This window comes from Halorubrum shenae (genome assembly GCF_051194165.1).
Taxonomy (GTDB): Archaea; Halobacteriota; Halobacteria; order Halobacteriales; family Haloferacaceae; genus Halorubrum.
On record NZ_JBLZNI010000030.1, the window covers coordinates 1 to 14,119 of the forward strand.

General features: G+C 53.7%; 18 protein-coding genes and 3 pseudogenes. 5 read left to right on the forward strand and 16 right to left on the reverse strand.

The features are described from left to right. Positions 1-20: 20 nt before the first annotated feature. Both ACNS88_RS17040 and ACNS88_RS17045 read right to left on the reverse strand, forming a co-directional pair. The gene (locus tag ACNS88_RS17040) at positions 21-209 is read right to left on the reverse strand and encodes a ribbon-helix-helix domain-containing protein (RefSeq protein ID WP_215088645.1); all 189 of its coding nucleotides are present in this window, start codon (positions 207-209) and stop codon (positions 21-23) included. Positions 210-336: 127 nt separating this feature from the next. Beyond that, positions 337-1,701, reverse strand: coding sequence for a restriction endonuclease (locus ACNS88_RS17045; RefSeq protein WP_435100374.1), 1,365 nt, complete (start codon positions 1,699-1,701; stop codon positions 337-339). 834 nt (positions 1,702-2,535) lie between these two features. On the opposite strand from ACNS88_RS17045, the gene ACNS88_RS17050 reads away from it, so the two are divergent. Continuing rightward, positions 2,536-2,868 carry a hypothetical protein gene (locus ACNS88_RS17050; RefSeq protein ID WP_435100377.1) on the forward strand — a complete coding sequence of 111 codons (333 nt, stop codon included), beginning with the start codon at positions 2,536-2,538 and terminating at the stop codon, positions 2,866-2,868. Positions 2,869-3,050: 182 nt separating this feature from the next. Here ACNS88_RS17050 and ACNS88_RS17055 read toward each other — a convergent pair whose 3' ends face one another. From ACNS88_RS17055 to ACNS88_RS17065, 3 genes and pseudogenes are all read right to left on the reverse strand, one after another. Next, complete coding sequence (locus tag ACNS88_RS17055; protein ID WP_435100380.1) at positions 3,051-3,467, reverse strand: HVO_A0114 family putative DNA-binding protein; 417 nt, start codon at positions 3,465-3,467, stop codon at positions 3,051-3,053. 21 nt (positions 3,468-3,488) lie between these two features. Next, positions 3,489-3,824, reverse strand: a pseudogene (locus tag ACNS88_RS17060) (toxin-antitoxin system TumE family protein). 286 nt (positions 3,825-4,110) lie between these two features. Continuing rightward, on the reverse strand, positions 4,111-4,776 hold the full coding sequence (locus ACNS88_RS17065; RefSeq protein WP_435100412.1) for a hypothetical protein: 666 nt from the start codon (positions 4,774-4,776) through the stop codon (positions 4,111-4,113). Positions 4,777-4,983: 207 nt separating this feature from the next. Between ACNS88_RS17065 and ACNS88_RS17070 the strand changes: the two genes are divergently transcribed. Then, positions 4,984-5,577, forward strand: a complete 594-nt coding sequence (locus tag ACNS88_RS17070; protein WP_152422870.1) for a DUF8102 family protein — start codon at positions 4,984-4,986, stop codon at positions 5,575-5,577. Positions 5,578-5,585: 8 nt separating this feature from the next. Here ACNS88_RS17070 and ACNS88_RS17075 read toward each other — a convergent pair. The 6 genes and pseudogenes from ACNS88_RS17075 to ACNS88_RS17100 form a co-directional block, all read right to left on the reverse strand. Then, a pseudogene (locus ACNS88_RS17075) lies at positions 5,586-5,701 on the reverse strand (7-cyano-7-deazaguanine synthase QueC); the annotation flags it as partial. Between the two features lie 117 nt (positions 5,702-5,818). After that, complete coding sequence (locus ACNS88_RS17080) at positions 5,819-6,070, reverse strand: type II toxin-antitoxin system HicA family toxin (RefSeq protein ID WP_435100383.1); 252 nt, start codon at positions 6,068-6,070, stop codon at positions 5,819-5,821. Then, positions 6,071-6,331, reverse strand: coding sequence for a type II toxin-antitoxin system HicB family antitoxin (locus ACNS88_RS17085; protein WP_435100386.1), 261 nt, complete (start codon positions 6,329-6,331; stop codon positions 6,071-6,073). 88 nt (positions 6,332-6,419) lie between these two features. Continuing rightward, positions 6,420-6,734: pseudogene (locus tag ACNS88_RS17090) on the reverse strand (7-cyano-7-deazaguanine synthase); the annotation flags it as partial. 140 nt (positions 6,735-6,874) lie between these two features. After that, entirely contained in the window at positions 6,875-7,333 is a 459-nt protein-coding gene (locus ACNS88_RS17095) for a hypothetical protein (RefSeq protein ID WP_435100389.1), read from the reverse strand. A gap of 3 nt (positions 7,334-7,336) precedes the next feature. Next, the gene (locus tag ACNS88_RS17100; protein ID WP_435100392.1) at positions 7,337-7,876 is read right to left on the reverse strand and encodes a DUF7342 family protein; all 540 of its coding nucleotides are present in this window, start codon (positions 7,874-7,876) and stop codon (positions 7,337-7,339) included. Positions 7,877-8,027: 151 nt separating this feature from the next. On the opposite strand from ACNS88_RS17100, the gene ACNS88_RS17105 reads away from it, so the two are divergent. The 3 genes from ACNS88_RS17105 to ACNS88_RS17110 all read left to right on the forward strand — a co-directional run bounded on the left by ACNS88_RS17105 (position 8,028) and on the right by ACNS88_RS17110 (position 9,469). Further along, complete coding sequence (locus tag ACNS88_RS17105; RefSeq protein ID WP_435100395.1) at positions 8,028-8,312, forward strand: hypothetical protein; 285 nt, start codon at positions 8,028-8,030, stop codon at positions 8,310-8,312. Positions 8,313-8,847: 535 nt separating this feature from the next. Continuing rightward, positions 8,848-9,000, forward strand: coding sequence for a DUF7837 family putative zinc-binding protein (locus tag ACNS88_RS17675; protein WP_343777553.1), 153 nt, complete (start codon positions 8,848-8,850; stop codon positions 8,998-9,000). A 55-nt stretch (positions 9,001-9,055) separates the two neighbouring features. Beyond that, a complete protein-coding gene (locus ACNS88_RS17110) occupies positions 9,056-9,469 on the forward strand; it encodes a TRAM domain-containing protein (RefSeq protein ID WP_435100397.1) in 414 nt (137 codons plus the stop codon). A gap of 147 nt (positions 9,470-9,616) precedes the next feature. Here ACNS88_RS17110 and ACNS88_RS17115 read toward each other — a convergent pair whose 3' ends face one another. The 5 genes from ACNS88_RS17115 to ACNS88_RS17135 form a co-directional block, all read right to left on the reverse strand. Then, a complete protein-coding gene (locus ACNS88_RS17115) occupies positions 9,617-9,898 on the reverse strand; it encodes a helix-turn-helix transcriptional regulator (protein ID WP_435100399.1) in 282 nt (93 codons plus the stop codon). Between the two features lie 187 nt (positions 9,899-10,085). Then, a complete protein-coding gene (locus ACNS88_RS17120; protein WP_435100401.1) occupies positions 10,086-10,295 on the reverse strand; it encodes a 7-cyano-7-deazaguanine synthase in 210 nt (69 codons plus the stop codon). After that, complete coding sequence (locus ACNS88_RS17125) at positions 10,246-11,028, reverse strand: Nmad3 family putative nucleotide modification protein (RefSeq protein ID WP_435100403.1); 783 nt, start codon at positions 11,026-11,028, stop codon at positions 10,246-10,248. The genes ACNS88_RS17120 and ACNS88_RS17125 overlap by 50 nt, the downstream gene beginning before the upstream one ends. Beyond that, a complete protein-coding gene (locus tag ACNS88_RS17130) occupies positions 11,028-11,891 on the reverse strand; it encodes a hypothetical protein (protein ID WP_435100406.1) in 864 nt (287 codons plus the stop codon). Before ACNS88_RS17130 ends, ACNS88_RS17125 begins: the two co-directional genes overlap by 1 nt. A gap of 178 nt (positions 11,892-12,069) precedes the next feature. Further along, on the reverse strand, positions 12,070-12,897 hold the full coding sequence (locus ACNS88_RS17135) for a hypothetical protein (protein WP_435100409.1): 828 nt from the start codon (positions 12,895-12,897) through the stop codon (positions 12,070-12,072). Positions 12,898-14,119: the final 1,222 nt, after the last annotated feature.

The following is a 14,119-nucleotide window of genomic DNA, read 5'->3' on the forward strand; positions in this document are numbered from 1 at the left end:
AGTTGTTCTCTCAGGGACAACTAATGAGATTCAGCTTCATCCGTCTCAACCCGTCCGTGTCGTCTATCGATCTCATCGAGCATATCGAGCGTTTTTCGGATCGATGCCCGAACTGCGTCGCTTCGGTTGACGAACTTTCCCTCGTCACCGACGTGTTCGTCGAGATCATCAAGCAGTTCCTGGGGGATCTCGACGCTGACCTTCGGCATACGCTCATATTCGCAGAGGAATATCTTCATAGTGTCGCACAGCACACCGGGCTCGCTCGGAAGCCTCAGTACGCACGCTCCATAGCGATCAACAGGACCAACCACAACCCAACAGTTAGAACACGAGTCAGAGCCAACCGAGACTGACGAGTAGTCCGAGCAGCACGAGTGCGGCAAGCACGACTACGCCGCCGGTGAGCAGTGTATTCTCCATAGCTTTCTCGTAGAACGGCATCGCGTCGTATTGGTCTTGGAACGCGTCCCGATTCGTCTCGTCGTAGAAGTACTTCGTTTTGAGCGCGAACCGGTCGGTCACCGCACAGCCGGTACAGACTGGTGTTCCTTCCAACCGCTCGGATTTGATATGCGAGTCGCAGTTGATACTCCCACAGTTCGCACAAAATGTGTAGGTGGCGTCCGTCCCGGCGGTGTCACAGTGAACGCACCGGTGGATGCCGTCTTCACTGGTGACACGTGAGGGCCCGGCTGCGAAATATTCGTACGGATACGAGTATTCACCGAGGTCGGTCCTGTGCCGGACTTGTGGTAGATATACCGGTTCGATCGATTGGACGGACACGTCGGAGCGGTTCGGTTCGCAGGTTTTGGTGTACGTGACGTTGTTGTCGCCCGTGTAGGAGACGGTCGTCGTGTGGTGATCGCGGAGCCGTTCGACCGCCCACTCCTTGTACTCGGTCTGCGTCTGCCCGAACCGACGCTCCTCAATCGTGTCGAACTTGGTATCGAATTGATCCGTATCGAGGGTAACCGTCGCGTTGAGATTTTCCACCACGAGGTTCGACACGTCACCCGACGCGGTGCGTGGCTGGCCGCGCTCTGCGTGGACGACGAACCGAGACCGGTCGTTGATCCGATGAACCACGCCGACCGACGTCTCGAAGATCGCGTTCGTGTCCGCCGTTACGGCGACGACCGGGCGAAACGTGACTTCCGAGTACGGGTCGGGAATGTCTGCGGAATCGATGTTATCGATATCGCGGAACGCTGCCGTGACGGGGGCAGCCACTGCCGTCGCCGAATCGTACGGGCGGAGCGTCTCGTCGCACAGGATTTCGATCCGGCCGTTGTACAGACCCAACCCGATATCGTCAGCAATCTCACGGAGGTCTTCCCCGTCGATCAGTTCGATCGGATACGGATCATCATTTTCCCGCAGTCGCTCGGCGTACTCGATCGCTGGGCCAGTGAATCGGCCAGTCGTCGCCACCATGCCGCGCTTCGGCCCGTCGAACTCGAACGTCGCAATCGCCGAGTGAAGTTTCTGTACGACCGGCCGCCCCACCGTCCCGGTGTGCTTACACTCGACGACAACCCCGTGGCGCGTCCCGTCGACGACCTCTTCCATGAGGATGTCCCGCCCCTCATCGGCAGTCCGCTCGGCCTGTCGAACGTTCTCGTACCCGAGGTTCCGGAACACGTCCTCCATCACGTCCTCGAACTCGAACCCAGAGAGGTCGTCGAGAACCGGCATATGAGCTGTACGATACGTTAGCGCTTCCTGGTATATACCTTCCTTGCGAATCGCTAAGTGGACCGTAATTCAACGCGGTAGTTGTAACCGTTCAGCGCTGCTGAAGCCCTATTAATTCGACATCTACTGAAACATCAGGCCCAGATGAGACCAATGAGTCCGACGGCGATCATAGTGACCCCGACTGAGAGTATTAGTGCCTGCCGAGAACCGACCGCATCACGGAGGTACATATGTAGTATTGCTGGGGGCGCGACAAAACAATGCCGTCTGCTAGAGATACACAGCAGAGTGAAGTGCTCTTCGTCGCGTCTACAGTGTAGGGGCCTTGTTTAGACGCTCCTGATAGTGTGGGTTAGCGTCTGTATCAGCTGAACAGGATCCGTCTATGAGGGCATCTCTGTTCGGTTTAGTTCCTCGGGTAGCACCCGTTTCGTCCGATCTATACTGCGTCTAAACAAGGCCCAGTGTAGGTATTCAACAGCTTCGACGCCCGGGGCTTTCACGACGGCTTATCCCTTGCCGAAGTTCGGAACGTCCTTCGTGACTACTGACACGGCCTACACGCCTGTAGCCGAACTCATGGCGGACAGACGCAATCTCGCGCCCGGAGAAGTTCGTCCGGACGATTCACCGCTAATACACCGACCCTATTGTAACTCGATCCTGACGCCTTCTGCGGATTCAACAGAGCACTAATACCCCAAATATGATGGGAATTCCTCTGGCTTCAACCTGAGGGAGCTGTCATTCACAGCGTACCTGATAAAAAGATAGTTCGGCGTAACAGATTTACAAATGTTTTTTATATTGAATCGCCCTTCCCGGTATGCTATGCCATTTGATGGATTTCCGGGGTTCACAACGTGGGATCCGGAAGAAGACGATTTGACTGACCCGTGTTATGGAAAAGATCTCATATTGGGGTTCAAGCGTGATAATGATAGAATATACATATTAGATTCACCGGACCATGGGGTATACGCAGTATATAGTGACCTCCACACTCTACATAATGTTTATTACATGGATTCGTTACAAGTCCTCATCCCAATTGTCCCATCACTGTTGAATACCGACTGGGAAGTTGTAGACTATAATACTGAATTTGTTAGTGATCAATTCGATGCTCGATTACCAGATGCTGTGACTACCTTAGAAGGATGAAAGCAGCCGTCTCTGTAGACTGCTGCTACAGGTAAGATGGAGGTCGTGTCTCGATTCTCAGTGGATGAAACGATTCGGTGGAAATTTACCACCGATACAAATAACGCGTCTATTCTGAAACAGTCGGTTACTGAAGAGTACGAATTGATCGCTGAGAATTCTCTCAGTTTGAGACGAACCGACTACGCACTCGCGGGGGCGCTGTCAGCATCACCGTTATCGATGAGCGGGTAGTCGATGTGGACTTCGATGCGGTCGAATGGGACGACCGGTTGTATCGCGCCGCTGGGGCCGCCCTCTTCGAGCGTAAGGATACCAAGTACTTCCAACTGCTTTAGTTCAGAGTGGACGTCGGATACGTCTCGCTCGACGAGTCGCGCCGCTTCGCGCATACTTTCGGGAGCTTTCTCGGCGATTGCTCGGATGAGCTCCAAGCGGAGCGGGGTGAGACTGTCGACGAAGTCGTCGTAGGTTCCGAACTGGAGCGTCGCCTTTCCGTCCTGGTCGTCGAGATCGTCGTCCTCGACGTCTTGGACGAACTGGAGTGCGTCCTCATGGAGCTGTTCTCGGTCGCCGACGGTGATGTGGAGTGTGGTCATGGTCGGGCTGGTGGTGTTCGATCAGTGTGGTCGGGGTGGGTCGCCGCCGACAGCGTCCCAGTACTCGTCCGCACTCGCCCAGAACTCGACGAGCAACTCTTCCATCCCAGGGAACTCGACGCCGTCGAGATCGCCAGCTGCGGTGTGATGCTCGTGCCCCTTCGTGCCCTCGTGGGAGTTGTCGAACCGGACGAGCGTGAGATCGTTGATGGTGCCCAGATAGAGCGTGTACTTCTACCCCGGGGGGTACGTTTCGGTGTCGCCAGTCGGTCGAAGCACAACGTTCTCGACGAGGTCGGCTTCGACGTGCGTGTACTGGAGGGCGGCTCTGAGGGCATCGCTTACGTGTTGGGACACCTCTCAACGCGATAAGCGTTGGGCAGAAGTCCAACACCGAGCAGAAACGCCGCTCGTCGGCAATATCCTCAGTGGATGATTCGATGCTCGTTCTCTGTGGATCAAGTATCAGTACGATGGAGTTGGAAGTACTCGGCCACGAGAGCCCTCTCGATGGTCGTGAACCGCCTCGGGGTCAAACTCCGAGGCACTCGGCCTGCTCCGCCTGTAGAAGTCGTGGCTCACCAGCTCTGTTGGAATACTCAGTATGTGACAGTTCACACCCCCTAATCGCTCGGTACCTGGGTCAGTACTGTTCGACCAAGTGGACGAAACTATTGGCACGCCAGTATGAGGTGAGCATACTATCGGTATGCTCCCCGGTCTCTGGGTCTTTAGCTTTCGCGGGGAGGTTTAGTGTGTGGATTCCTGCGAGTCCATCGCCGAGTACTGGGCTTCCGCTTAACCCCTCATAATCACTATCAACACCAGGTTCACCGCTAACGTAGGTGACAGCGACGTTTTTAATATTATCAATTTGTAACTTTTCTGGAGAGACTGGCCCCTCTGTCGAGAGTTTGTATGGCCCACTTATCTGTTCGGCGTAGGCATCGGTGTCGTACTCGTCGAATGTCGGGAACGAGTCGGCCGGAAATCCAATAGTATCGAACGTTTGTGATTTTGGATGGGTATCGTCGATATCATCGGGCCCAAAGACAGTATATCCATAATTTGTTGGGTCAAACGGTAATGGGATAGCGATGACATCGAGACGTAAGTCGATAGTGGCATACGGGATGTCCGAGGACCGAATAGTTTCAACATCGAATGTGTCGTCAGATCGGAGGTAGATGTCAATCTTACCGTGGGTGTTGGGCATCTCGAAACCCATCTCGAGATCGCCAGTTTCCAGTTGCGACCCACTCGTCGGGGCTACATTGTGGCGAGCAGTTATGAGATGTGTCTCGTGCATTTCAAAAAAGAAGCCGGTGGCTCTCATATAGTTCCCAAGGACTATCGGGCAACTCACTCGCGGGTCGATTTCTACAGGTTGTAGCGGTGTCATGCGTACTAGCTACAACGGGGTAGTGTGGTGTTTGTACCGAGAACATCGTAATCTGATTCCGATTACGAAAAAGCGGGATATTTTATATAGATCTGTTTGTGTACTCTAATTCGGATGAGGACTTCACCAGATCGTGACCGGGGCATTCTGACACGAGACGACCGCGACTACCTGACCGGCCGAAAAAATCTGACAGACGGCAGTGAACGGAACACCCGACAACGGATCCGAGACCGTACTCGAAACGCGCTGTACGATTTAGAATATCTCACGACGGAGCTTGAGGACCGGGATGTGACACAGCTTGTGGTTGACAATGGTGAGCAGGACAAAGCAATCTTCGACGCTACAGAAGACCTGATAGCGTTCGCGTTTCGACTCTGTCAACGACTTCCCGACTCAACAGACCACTCGACGGATGAGTTATTTCGAACGCTGATGTATGATGGCATCGAAAAATCGCTTGCTGACGACCATCAGATCCTTGATTTTGATCTTGATCTCAAATACGGCGACCCAGGTCTTGCAGAGGCAGAGATCCTAGAGAGCCTACACAAAGGCAAACCTCTGTCGCTGTCGCAGCTCCGTGAAGCGGTCAACAATGGATATCTTGATGATTCCTACATTTTCAGACCGCTTGACGGCAATGGGTTTCCGAAAAACGTTGATCCCAAGGAGGAACTATCCCACGACGATTACAGATGGTGACCGCCAGACTACGAGAACTCCGGCCGCTCAGCGTACGCAATCGGATCGCGTGACTCCCAGCATTCCGAAACGCCTCAAGCCGGAACGCACACGCATCACACGTCCCGCACGCCAGCTCCTCCTCCCAATCTCAATCATCTCCTGAAACACGTCGTAAAAGGCCGAGGGGCAATAGGATATCTGGGGAAGTGGTCCGAGTGTGCGCGAATAAACGGCCGACGAGTCGGTGTCGAGCTGAGCGTCAGCGGTGCTCGTCGATCCACTCACACCACGCGTGGAAGTCGTCGGCTCCGCACTGATCAGCGATCGATTGGAGCGTTCCGGTCGGAATCTCATCTTCTGACGCCATAGGAACAGTCACGATCCGGACCTCGTCCGTGTCTGGTGACTCGTACCGCATCTTCAGGTGACTACCGACACGACCGACACGCTTGTAACCGAACTCATGAAGAACAGACGCAATCTCACGCCCGGAGAAGTTCGTCCGGACCATTCACCGCATGAATTCGGGCAGGTCCTTGTCACCGGGCTCCGTATCCTCGAGACCCCACTCTTCGAGATCCTCATCGGTGACGGGTTCACCGCCGCCTTCGTGAAGTTCGATCGCCTCCGCAAGCATCCGGAGCGCTTCCGCTTTCGTCTCGCCGAAGGAGGCGACACCGGTCTCGATATCTCTCGCGGTGATCGAGCCGTCATCCTCGTGAATGAACTCGACGCCTTCCCCGTTGGATGCGTCGTGTGTCGCACTCGCCATACTCCTCTTTCGCGGACCGCTCGAATAAGCGTTCTGTCGGATGCGACTGAGAGCCACTACAAAAGCAGAACACGGACTAATCAATAAATTACGAGAACTCCGGCCGCTCAGCGTACGCGATCGGATCACGCGACCCGGCGTTCCGGTACGCTTCGAGCCGGAACGCACAGGCATCACACGTCCAACACGCTGGCTCCTCATCGCGGTAACACGACCACGTCAGGTCGTACGGCACGCCGAGTTCTAACCCCCGCTCCGCGATTTCCGTTTTCGACCACTCGACGAACGGCGCTTTCAACTCGATCTCTGTCTCCGGTTTCGACGTCGATCACATTCTGAAAGGCGTCGAAAAAGTCGGGTAGCAGTCAGGGTACCCAGAGAAAGCCTCGGAATGCGCTGCCAATTCACAGCCAGTTTCTGGTCACATGTTCGAGCCTCACATTGAGCTGATCTACTCGCCTCGACGGTTTTTTTTGGCCTGTAGGTAGCGCTCCAAGGATCTCACGAGTATTGATCGGGACGGTTTCGAGGTGTCACCGGGAGTTATGATTCATCGTTCGCGTATTGGTAGGTGGGACGGACATCCTTGAGAAGTTCCTCGACGATTTCCCAGAGGATCAGAGAGGGAGTTTCGTGTTCGAATGTGATCCCCCATCGGTCCTCAGTTGTGGCGGTTGAGTACTGAAAATGCGCCTGCCCGAGATCGGGATGGTCCTCGTCTTGGTGCCAGCCGGCGTGAAAGCCCGTGTTCGAGTCAGTATAGTTGACACGGAACCAATCGTCTGGGTCCTGTCGATACCACTTGACAGTCAGTTCCGGCGACTTAGGGCCTGTCGGGGGATCAAGACGAGCCGGATCGAAAATTGCTCGCAGCTGCGTGGCCTCGATATCATCCGGAACGAACTCGACCGTCGAAATCTGTGGCACACGATCGAGGACATCCCGTTTTAGCTGAGCATAGAGGTTCGCGTTCGGATCACCACCGGGATGGGGAACAGACATCCGTTAGCTGTTGGCCTCGGCAGGCTCTGTCTTCGGGGCGAGGAAGTCCCATTCGCGGATAGCGAAGCCGACGATCCGGATACGTCGCTGAAGGTGCTCCCACTCACGGGCGATCTCGCGGCGACGGTCTTCCTCGTCAGCGTCAAGAGACTCGTCAGCGAGCGTTCCGCGAAGCTGGTTCGGTGACTCAACGCCGAATTCGTCCTCCCAGTCACGGATCTGCGTCTTCATCTCGGCGAGACGGTCCGTGAGCTCCTCGACAGTATGTCCGCTATCTCGAAGCCGCATCGCCTCCTGCATCGCTTGGCGGCGATAATCAGGGTAGTACGTCGTGTGAGTACCGCTTTCGTCACGATGGAGAATACCATCGTCGACGAGGCGTTCAAGCACGCGTTTGGTTGGCTCGTGTGACCAGTCCGCTTCGGAAGCGACCCAGTTGGCCGTCCGCGGCTCCGACAGCTGTCTGGCGGTCATCCGCACACGATCTTCACCCGTCGTTTGGCGTTCCATCAGACCCTTCGGATTCGATTCGTCTCCGGTCATACCACACCGTTCGGACTGTGTCTTAATATAGGTTGAGACTATTTGTTCTATATCGAACCAGCTCGTGGGATGCGAGAATTCCACGACGACGACATCCCGACGCTGCCACTGAGTAGGAACTTTGAGGGCGATAAGCGGAGAGTGGAGAGTCATGAGTCCGACCGTCCAAGAACTTCAAAACGCGATTCGAGCGGCGACGGGCCGCTTCGAACGGGAAATCAAGGCGTCGTTCACGAAGGAGGAGCTACAAGCTATTTGTGAGGCACTCGGAGTCGATGGCAGCGAGGCGGGGCAATCTTCAACACCGCAGATGCGCCGACTCATCCGGGCGCACGTCGGCATCGCAGAGTCGCCCGAGGCGGCCGACGACTCCACCTTCCGGAAGGCCGATCTCCAAGCGATCGCTGACGGAGTTGGGGCGTCGTTCGAGTCGTAGTCATCGATCGCCCGATCAAGCTGGCTACTGTAGTTCCCGACCCGACTCCTCGAATGAGGTTGCCTTTTCTTGACCGACCCGCGCCCTGTATCTTGTACCGTTACCAGAACATTTCCCTAAATTGGTAGAAATATCAACGGCCAATTCGCACTCTTCAGCGACGAGCAGTTCGGACAATGATCTGTCTGAAGAATACTGAGGTATCCCGAACGCGGCAGTCTACTCTGAAATCTGAAAGCGCTCTATCTCATCTGATCCACAGTTGGGACACTCATCTGCGCCCGACGCAAGATTCTCACCGCACTGGCGGCACTCCACGACTACCTCTGTCCCGTCACCAGGCAGTAGCCGAGTAAGTACTGTGCGGACACTCATGGGTTCCGACGTTTTGGTGGCTGTGAGTTAATGCTACTGGTGATCTGTGTTCTCCGGAAATACTGTGCGTTCGACCCGCAAAGCCGCCAAAGGCTTAGGTTCTCTCCCGAGTGAAATTCATTTGGAAGGAACGCTGTCACACGCTCCTTCCCCCCTTTCCATGAACGCTGACGAATCCTCCCTCGGTCGGTGCCCGGAATGTGGTGCGGAGATCTCGGAAGCGTGGATTCTTGTTGAGTACGAGAAAAACGACGGCACCGAGGGCGTGTGGACCGAGTGTCCGACGTGTGAGGACGTTGTATCCCCGGAGTAGTCGCAGACAGCAGAATAAAGTGCTCTTCATCGCGTCTACAGTGTAAGGTATTCAAATGGAGATTTCAGAGGAACTTCAGTGTCTGTTCTCGGGCAAGGTCGAAGAGCATGATGGGTCATATGTGGTTGAGGTACCGGAGCAAGAGCTCCGTCTTGGGGGGCTACAGGCAGACGAGACGTACCGTGTGGCTGTTCTCCCGGCACCTGCGACCAACGAGGCAAACAACACTGACGCTACTCCGGAGCCCGAGCGAGCGCAACAGACGCCTCCTGTTGAGGAGGGCGAACAACGTACCGTCGAAATCGAAGACATTGGCGACCAAGGCGATGGTATCACCCGTGTTGAGCGCGGGTTCGTCGTTATTGTTCCCGACACTAAACAGACCGAGCGTGTTACTATCGAGATTACCGATGTACGCGAGAATGTCGCCTTCGCAGAAGTTGTCGAGCGCGTCAGTTACTACAAGTAGTCTGAAGCGTTCATGCTCTTTGTCGGTGGACGGGACAGCGTAACCGATACGCGCACTTCAGCAACGAACTGTTTCACACGGTATTGTGTCTGATGAGTAGGATTTCACAGCGCCACAGAGCCTCTAATCTCGATTACGATGGGCCAATCAGTTGTCGCGGTCGATATACTGACGTTCCCACTCAACCCGTGCCTCAATCTCTCTGGTCCCTCGACGAGTGGTCGTGTACTCGTTGGTTCGTCGATCGCGCTGGCTCTTCTCAATGAGTCCCTTCTCGACAAGTGTGTCGAGATTCGGATACAATCTGCCGTGGTGGATTTCTTTTTCATAGTAGCCCTCGAGTTCGTCTTTGATTGCGAGTCCGTGTGGGTCATCGAGGCCGGCAACTACGTACAGCAGATCTCGCTGAAACCCAGTGAGGTCATACATATCTCAATAATATTTTTCCATGTTTTGAAATACTATTGATTTTGGAATAGTGGGCTCTCTCCTCCTGTGTTCTCTCTACATTTCGAACATATTTGAAAGTTGATGGGGACTCTCGCAGTCAGTTCGTAATCTCGATTTCTCAGTGTATTCTGCTATTGAACGAGTTCAAACGTGTAGTAATCAGCAGTCATGGAGACTCCGGTCGCTCAGTACATGCGATCAGATTGTGTGACCCAGCGCTCCGGAACGTTTCAATCCGGAACGCGCACGCATCAGACATCCCATACGACGGTTCCTCGTCCCAGTAGCACGACCACGTAATATCGTACAGCACGCCAAAAGACTCCTTATTTCGTGTTAGATTCCGCTTCGATTTTCTTAATAAACTCCTCGCCATCTAGGTCGAGGACGAGAGGAAACTTTCGACCAATCCCTTTCTGCCCTCCTTGGACATTGTACTCGTCGGTGAATTCTCGATTGACGCGGTACCACGGTGCTTGGTCGATCCGCTCGCTGATTTTCACAGGTTGGTCAAGTTTCGCACTCGGTGTACGTCCTTCGACAATCACGATATCATCGTGTTTTGGCGTTCCTGCTGCTTCTAATCGCTTTGTATGCGCGTTCTCGGGGAACTCCTGCAGCGCTTCATGATACTCTTCTCCATCTAGCTTGGAGAGATCATGAACCGCCTCTACGGTCATGTACCCATACAGAAATCGGTTGACGTTTGAGTCAGTCTCGTTCTCTTTGACGCCCGTGTAAAAACCGAGAACGTCTGTCTCCTCAGATGATCCGAAGTTGTCGATGAGCGTACTTCCTTTCCCACCGCCGCCACGCCGATCCCCGAATGTCATCGCTTCGAAGTTGGGGTCGTGATGAACCTGATGCGACTCGATCTCAACAGAGTCGTCGATCCAATCACTATCGCTTCCTTTGGGGCTGAGCGCTGTCACATAGTTGGCTGCGGTGCCACCTCGGTGGTCGAGGTCGAAAGTTCCGTACGTCAGGGTCTCGCTCGTGGGATATGATTCCGGAATCGGAATGTAATCGAAGTATCCCTCTTCAGTGAGTTGTAGCTTAGGCCTAAGATGCTCCGAATCGGCTCCAACACCGACGAGGACAACAGCCATCAGACGATCTCTTGAAGAGAATCGACTATCGTATCTCCGCTCCGATCATCGTCATATGCGCGAGTGCCCTGCCCGCCACCGTATCGGTCTGGCCCATTTCCGAGGGTCCAATACAATGCTGGCTCGTTCCAACTTACCCAATTGGCGGGCGTGGACACAAATTTGAGGCGGTTGGGGTTGAGGTCCTCGTGATACACGTGGTCGTATTCCTGGTTGACTGTTTCCGAGCACCCACAAGAGGAAGTCCCAGACCCAGAAACGTGGTCATGCTCCGGATAGGGTGCATCTGTTCCAACGACTTCTCCATCTTCAACCACCGCGTGGCAATCTCCGTACTTTCGTGCCCAAGCAGAATCATCGTCTGGGTCGGTTGAGATTCGTGGTTTCCACACAGATTCTTCTTGCTCAATTAGGAATCGACCATAGTCTTCCATGTCTCGAAAGGCATGCGTGACTAAGGCGACATTTACGAGCCATCGATGCTTCGTCTCTGCCCCCTTGGGTTTGTCTGAGCCGCCTTTCCCCGCAGTAGTGAATATGAATAGCGGTTGTGTCGGTCGGAGTACTCCGGACTCATGTTCTTCAAAATAGTCGAAGAAGTGCTCTTGACGCATGTCGTGCTTACAACAAGCAAGCGACCAGAATCCACCACCGTACGCTGGCGAACTAGCTGTCTGTACGTGGCCGCTGTCTCGCGTGTAGTTGATCGACGATGCAGGATAGATTCTCCCATTCACTGGCGACTTCTTGAAGGAGTCAAGCTCGCTGTCGAGGTTCTCAACCAATCCGTCTAGATGCTCTACTAGTTCTTCCCGCGTAGTGATGACTTCTTCTTGCCCGTGATTTGGTATTTGCTGTGACATATAGTGGGAATCATGTCCCTATAATAAAAAGTTCATTTCTGATAAAATAAACAATTGTACTGTCTTCGGATCCAACTTCCATACGGTGTTATCTCATCATCAGAACTATAGCAATATTGGCGACACGCCAGCAAATGATTTCTAAGGAGTACGTATCACGGCCTACAAATTGTATTGGCTACCGGTTATACGACAAAAGTACGGCTGAAACAGCAATTCCGACTGTGAATCCGATTCCGTGAGCAAAGATATTCACGAATGAATTACCGACCACAACCTCCGCAGGGAACATCTGAAGCGTCAAGATAGCCAGAACCACTACAATGAGACTGCTTCCGGCGATTTGAAATAGGAGTTGCTCGCGTGAACGAGTCTGAACCAATATGTCCCAGTTACGGTGATACAGGATGGGAACGGCTTGGATACAAATTCCAAAGACTACCAAGCCAGCAACGATTGGACGGAGTGTCCTCGCATACACAGTATCAATAAGCAACAGCAGTATGAGGATGAGTCCGACACCGACAACCTGCGCAAGCTGCGTCGTATGTGCTTCCCGAATGGCGGCTGTAAAACTGATGAGTAAGAATCCAACGAACGCGGCTACCACACCGGAAAACCCACGGGCGACACCGTCAATCTCCGGGAGATATGTACCGTACAGTAGCACGTTTGCGCTATTGACAACGAACGGCGTGATAATTAGGAGTCCAAGTGTTGTCTGCCAAAACCACTGGCGGCGCTCAAGATACAGACACAGCCAGTACACGTAACCCACTGCTAACAGGTATCCTGTGAGATTTCCTTGGAGATGGTCGAAGCTGGCATGCGTGTACGCAGCCGTCAGTAGCGTGTACCATTGCGGATCAGCCGGTCGAAGTGCCAGTTGGTCTTGGAGAGACGATGGGACGAGTACGTGAACCGTGGTGAGTACCGCTACGATGCTTGCGACGAGAAGCAGGTCTACGGCATGCTGCTTACCGATCGGTGAGGTGATGGACCGCATTATTCACCCTCCACAGCTACAGCGAGAAGCGCGAACACAATTAGTAGCGCAAGGACTGTCGCTGCTACCGGATAGATCGTGGGCGTTGATGCCAACCCTGTCTGAATATCAATAGCTGCGGCAGTCAAGGGTCCAACTACGATGAGGACAACTATTCCTCTAAGAATCATTCGAGGCTCGACCATGCCTCGGTCAGCTAGTGGACCGTGTGGTTCCGGACCAGTACGATTTGTACAGTGCTTGGGATTGGATCTACGCATAGGCAATTCATTCCACAGCCCACAGAAACATATAAATAGAAGATAGTTCATACGAAAAACACGTTGTGACACCAATCACAGCCCGAAATTGTGCCTGTGATTGCCAGCACGACCCCTCGCAGTCTGGTGATTCTCGATGAGATCAAAACAAGAGCTTCTAGACGCCTACGATGGCCCAAATCAAGGGACAAAACGAGAAGTTATCAGATACTTGTACGATAATCCCGAAGTAGAGCACGAACCGCAGACCGTATTTAATATGGTCCACGATGACTGTCCCGCAAACACTACAGACACAGTCGCTAATCAGCTCTCAGCGCTAGCAACTGAACACGACACCATTGAGCATCAAACACGGTCATTCTATCAATGGACCGGTGACGGTCGTCGACGCCCCAATCGGCGGCTTCGCTCTACCGTTGAAGCAGGACGAGAATGGGTGGGTTCGCTCGGATTCTCCTACGGAACAGGCATTCTTGCGTTCGTGACTTGGACTATCGGAATTCTATGTGCACTCGTCAGTCTCATTCCACTGTTTACCTCCGTACAACCACTCGGTCAGGATTTTATCATCTGGTTCTTTTGGGCAGGATTGATGACCATCCTCGGTTCGACAGCAGTGATGGTATGGGTACCACTCTATCTACTTGACGTGCGGACCGCGTAGACAGTGAACCCATATTGCCGAAACGGGGTCAAAATGTGCCCCCTGTAGAGAATCTCAACAATGCCGCCAGTGGTGAACATACTACTCAGTAGAGACGGTCGTAGTGTATACCGATTCATCACCGCGAGATCATCTCTGAGCGTGGGATCTGCTAAATCAATCTTCGAGACACTGACACGCAGCGTCCGACCGGAACTTCAGGCGCACTCAAATCGAATCGTCTAGGAGGTTACTCTGTGAGTGTCACCTCCGCTGCGTATTGCATATCCGGGGTTTGAGGGTCGCGGTGTTGGAC

Excerpts from the sequence above, each read along its gene's own strand:
- ACNS88_RS17040 (WP_215088645.1), bottom strand. The coding sequence starts at position 209 with ATGCCGAAGGTCAGCGTCGAGATCCCCCAGGAACTGCTTGATGATCTC.
- ACNS88_RS17045 (WP_435100374.1), bottom strand. The coding sequence starts at position 1,701 with ATGCCGGTTCTCGACGACCTCTCTGGGTTCGAGTTCGAGGACGTGATG.
- ACNS88_RS17050 (WP_435100377.1), top strand. The coding sequence starts at position 2,536 with ATGCCATTTGATGGATTTCCGGGGTTCACAACGTGGGATCCGGAAGAA.
- ACNS88_RS17055 (WP_435100380.1), bottom strand. The coding sequence starts at position 3,467 with ATGACCACACTCCACATCACCGTCGGCGACCGAGAACAGCTCCATGAG.
- ACNS88_RS17065 (WP_435100412.1), bottom strand. The coding sequence starts at position 4,776 with ATGCACGAGACACATCTCATAACTGCTCGCCACAATGTAGCCCCGACG.
- ACNS88_RS17070 (WP_152422870.1), top strand. The coding sequence starts at position 4,984 with ATGAGGACTTCACCAGATCGTGACCGGGGCATTCTGACACGAGACGAC.
- ACNS88_RS17080 (WP_435100383.1), bottom strand. The coding sequence starts at position 6,070 with ATGGTCCGGACGAACTTCTCCGGGCGTGAGATTGCGTCTGTTCTTCAT.
- ACNS88_RS17085 (WP_435100386.1), bottom strand. The coding sequence starts at position 6,331 with ATGGCGAGTGCGACACACGACGCATCCAACGGGGAAGGCGTCGAGTTC.
- ACNS88_RS17095 (WP_435100389.1), bottom strand. The coding sequence starts at position 7,333 with ATGTCTGTTCCCCATCCCGGTGGTGATCCGAACGCGAACCTCTATGCT.
- ACNS88_RS17100 (WP_435100392.1), bottom strand. The coding sequence starts at position 7,876 with ATGACCGGAGACGAATCGAATCCGAAGGGTCTGATGGAACGCCAAACG.
- ACNS88_RS17105 (WP_435100395.1), top strand. The coding sequence starts at position 8,028 with ATGAGTCCGACCGTCCAAGAACTTCAAAACGCGATTCGAGCGGCGACG.
- ACNS88_RS17675 (WP_343777553.1), top strand. The coding sequence starts at position 8,848 with ATGAACGCTGACGAATCCTCCCTCGGTCGGTGCCCGGAATGTGGTGCG.
- ACNS88_RS17110 (WP_435100397.1), top strand. The coding sequence starts at position 9,056 with ATGGAGATTTCAGAGGAACTTCAGTGTCTGTTCTCGGGCAAGGTCGAA.
- ACNS88_RS17115 (WP_435100399.1), bottom strand. The coding sequence starts at position 9,898 with ATGTATGACCTCACTGGGTTTCAGCGAGATCTGCTGTACGTAGTTGCC.
- ACNS88_RS17120 (WP_435100401.1), bottom strand. The coding sequence starts at position 10,295 with ATGGCGAGGAGTTTATTAAGAAAATCGAAGCGGAATCTAACACGAAAT.
- ACNS88_RS17125 (WP_435100403.1), bottom strand. The coding sequence starts at position 11,028 with ATGGCTGTTGTCCTCGTCGGTGTTGGAGCCGATTCGGAGCATCTTAGG.
- ACNS88_RS17130 (WP_435100406.1), bottom strand. The coding sequence starts at position 11,891 with ATGTCACAGCAAATACCAAATCACGGGCAAGAAGAAGTCATCACTACG.
- ACNS88_RS17135 (WP_435100409.1), bottom strand. The coding sequence starts at position 12,897 with ATGCGGTCCATCACCTCACCGATCGGTAAGCAGCATGCCGTAGACCTG.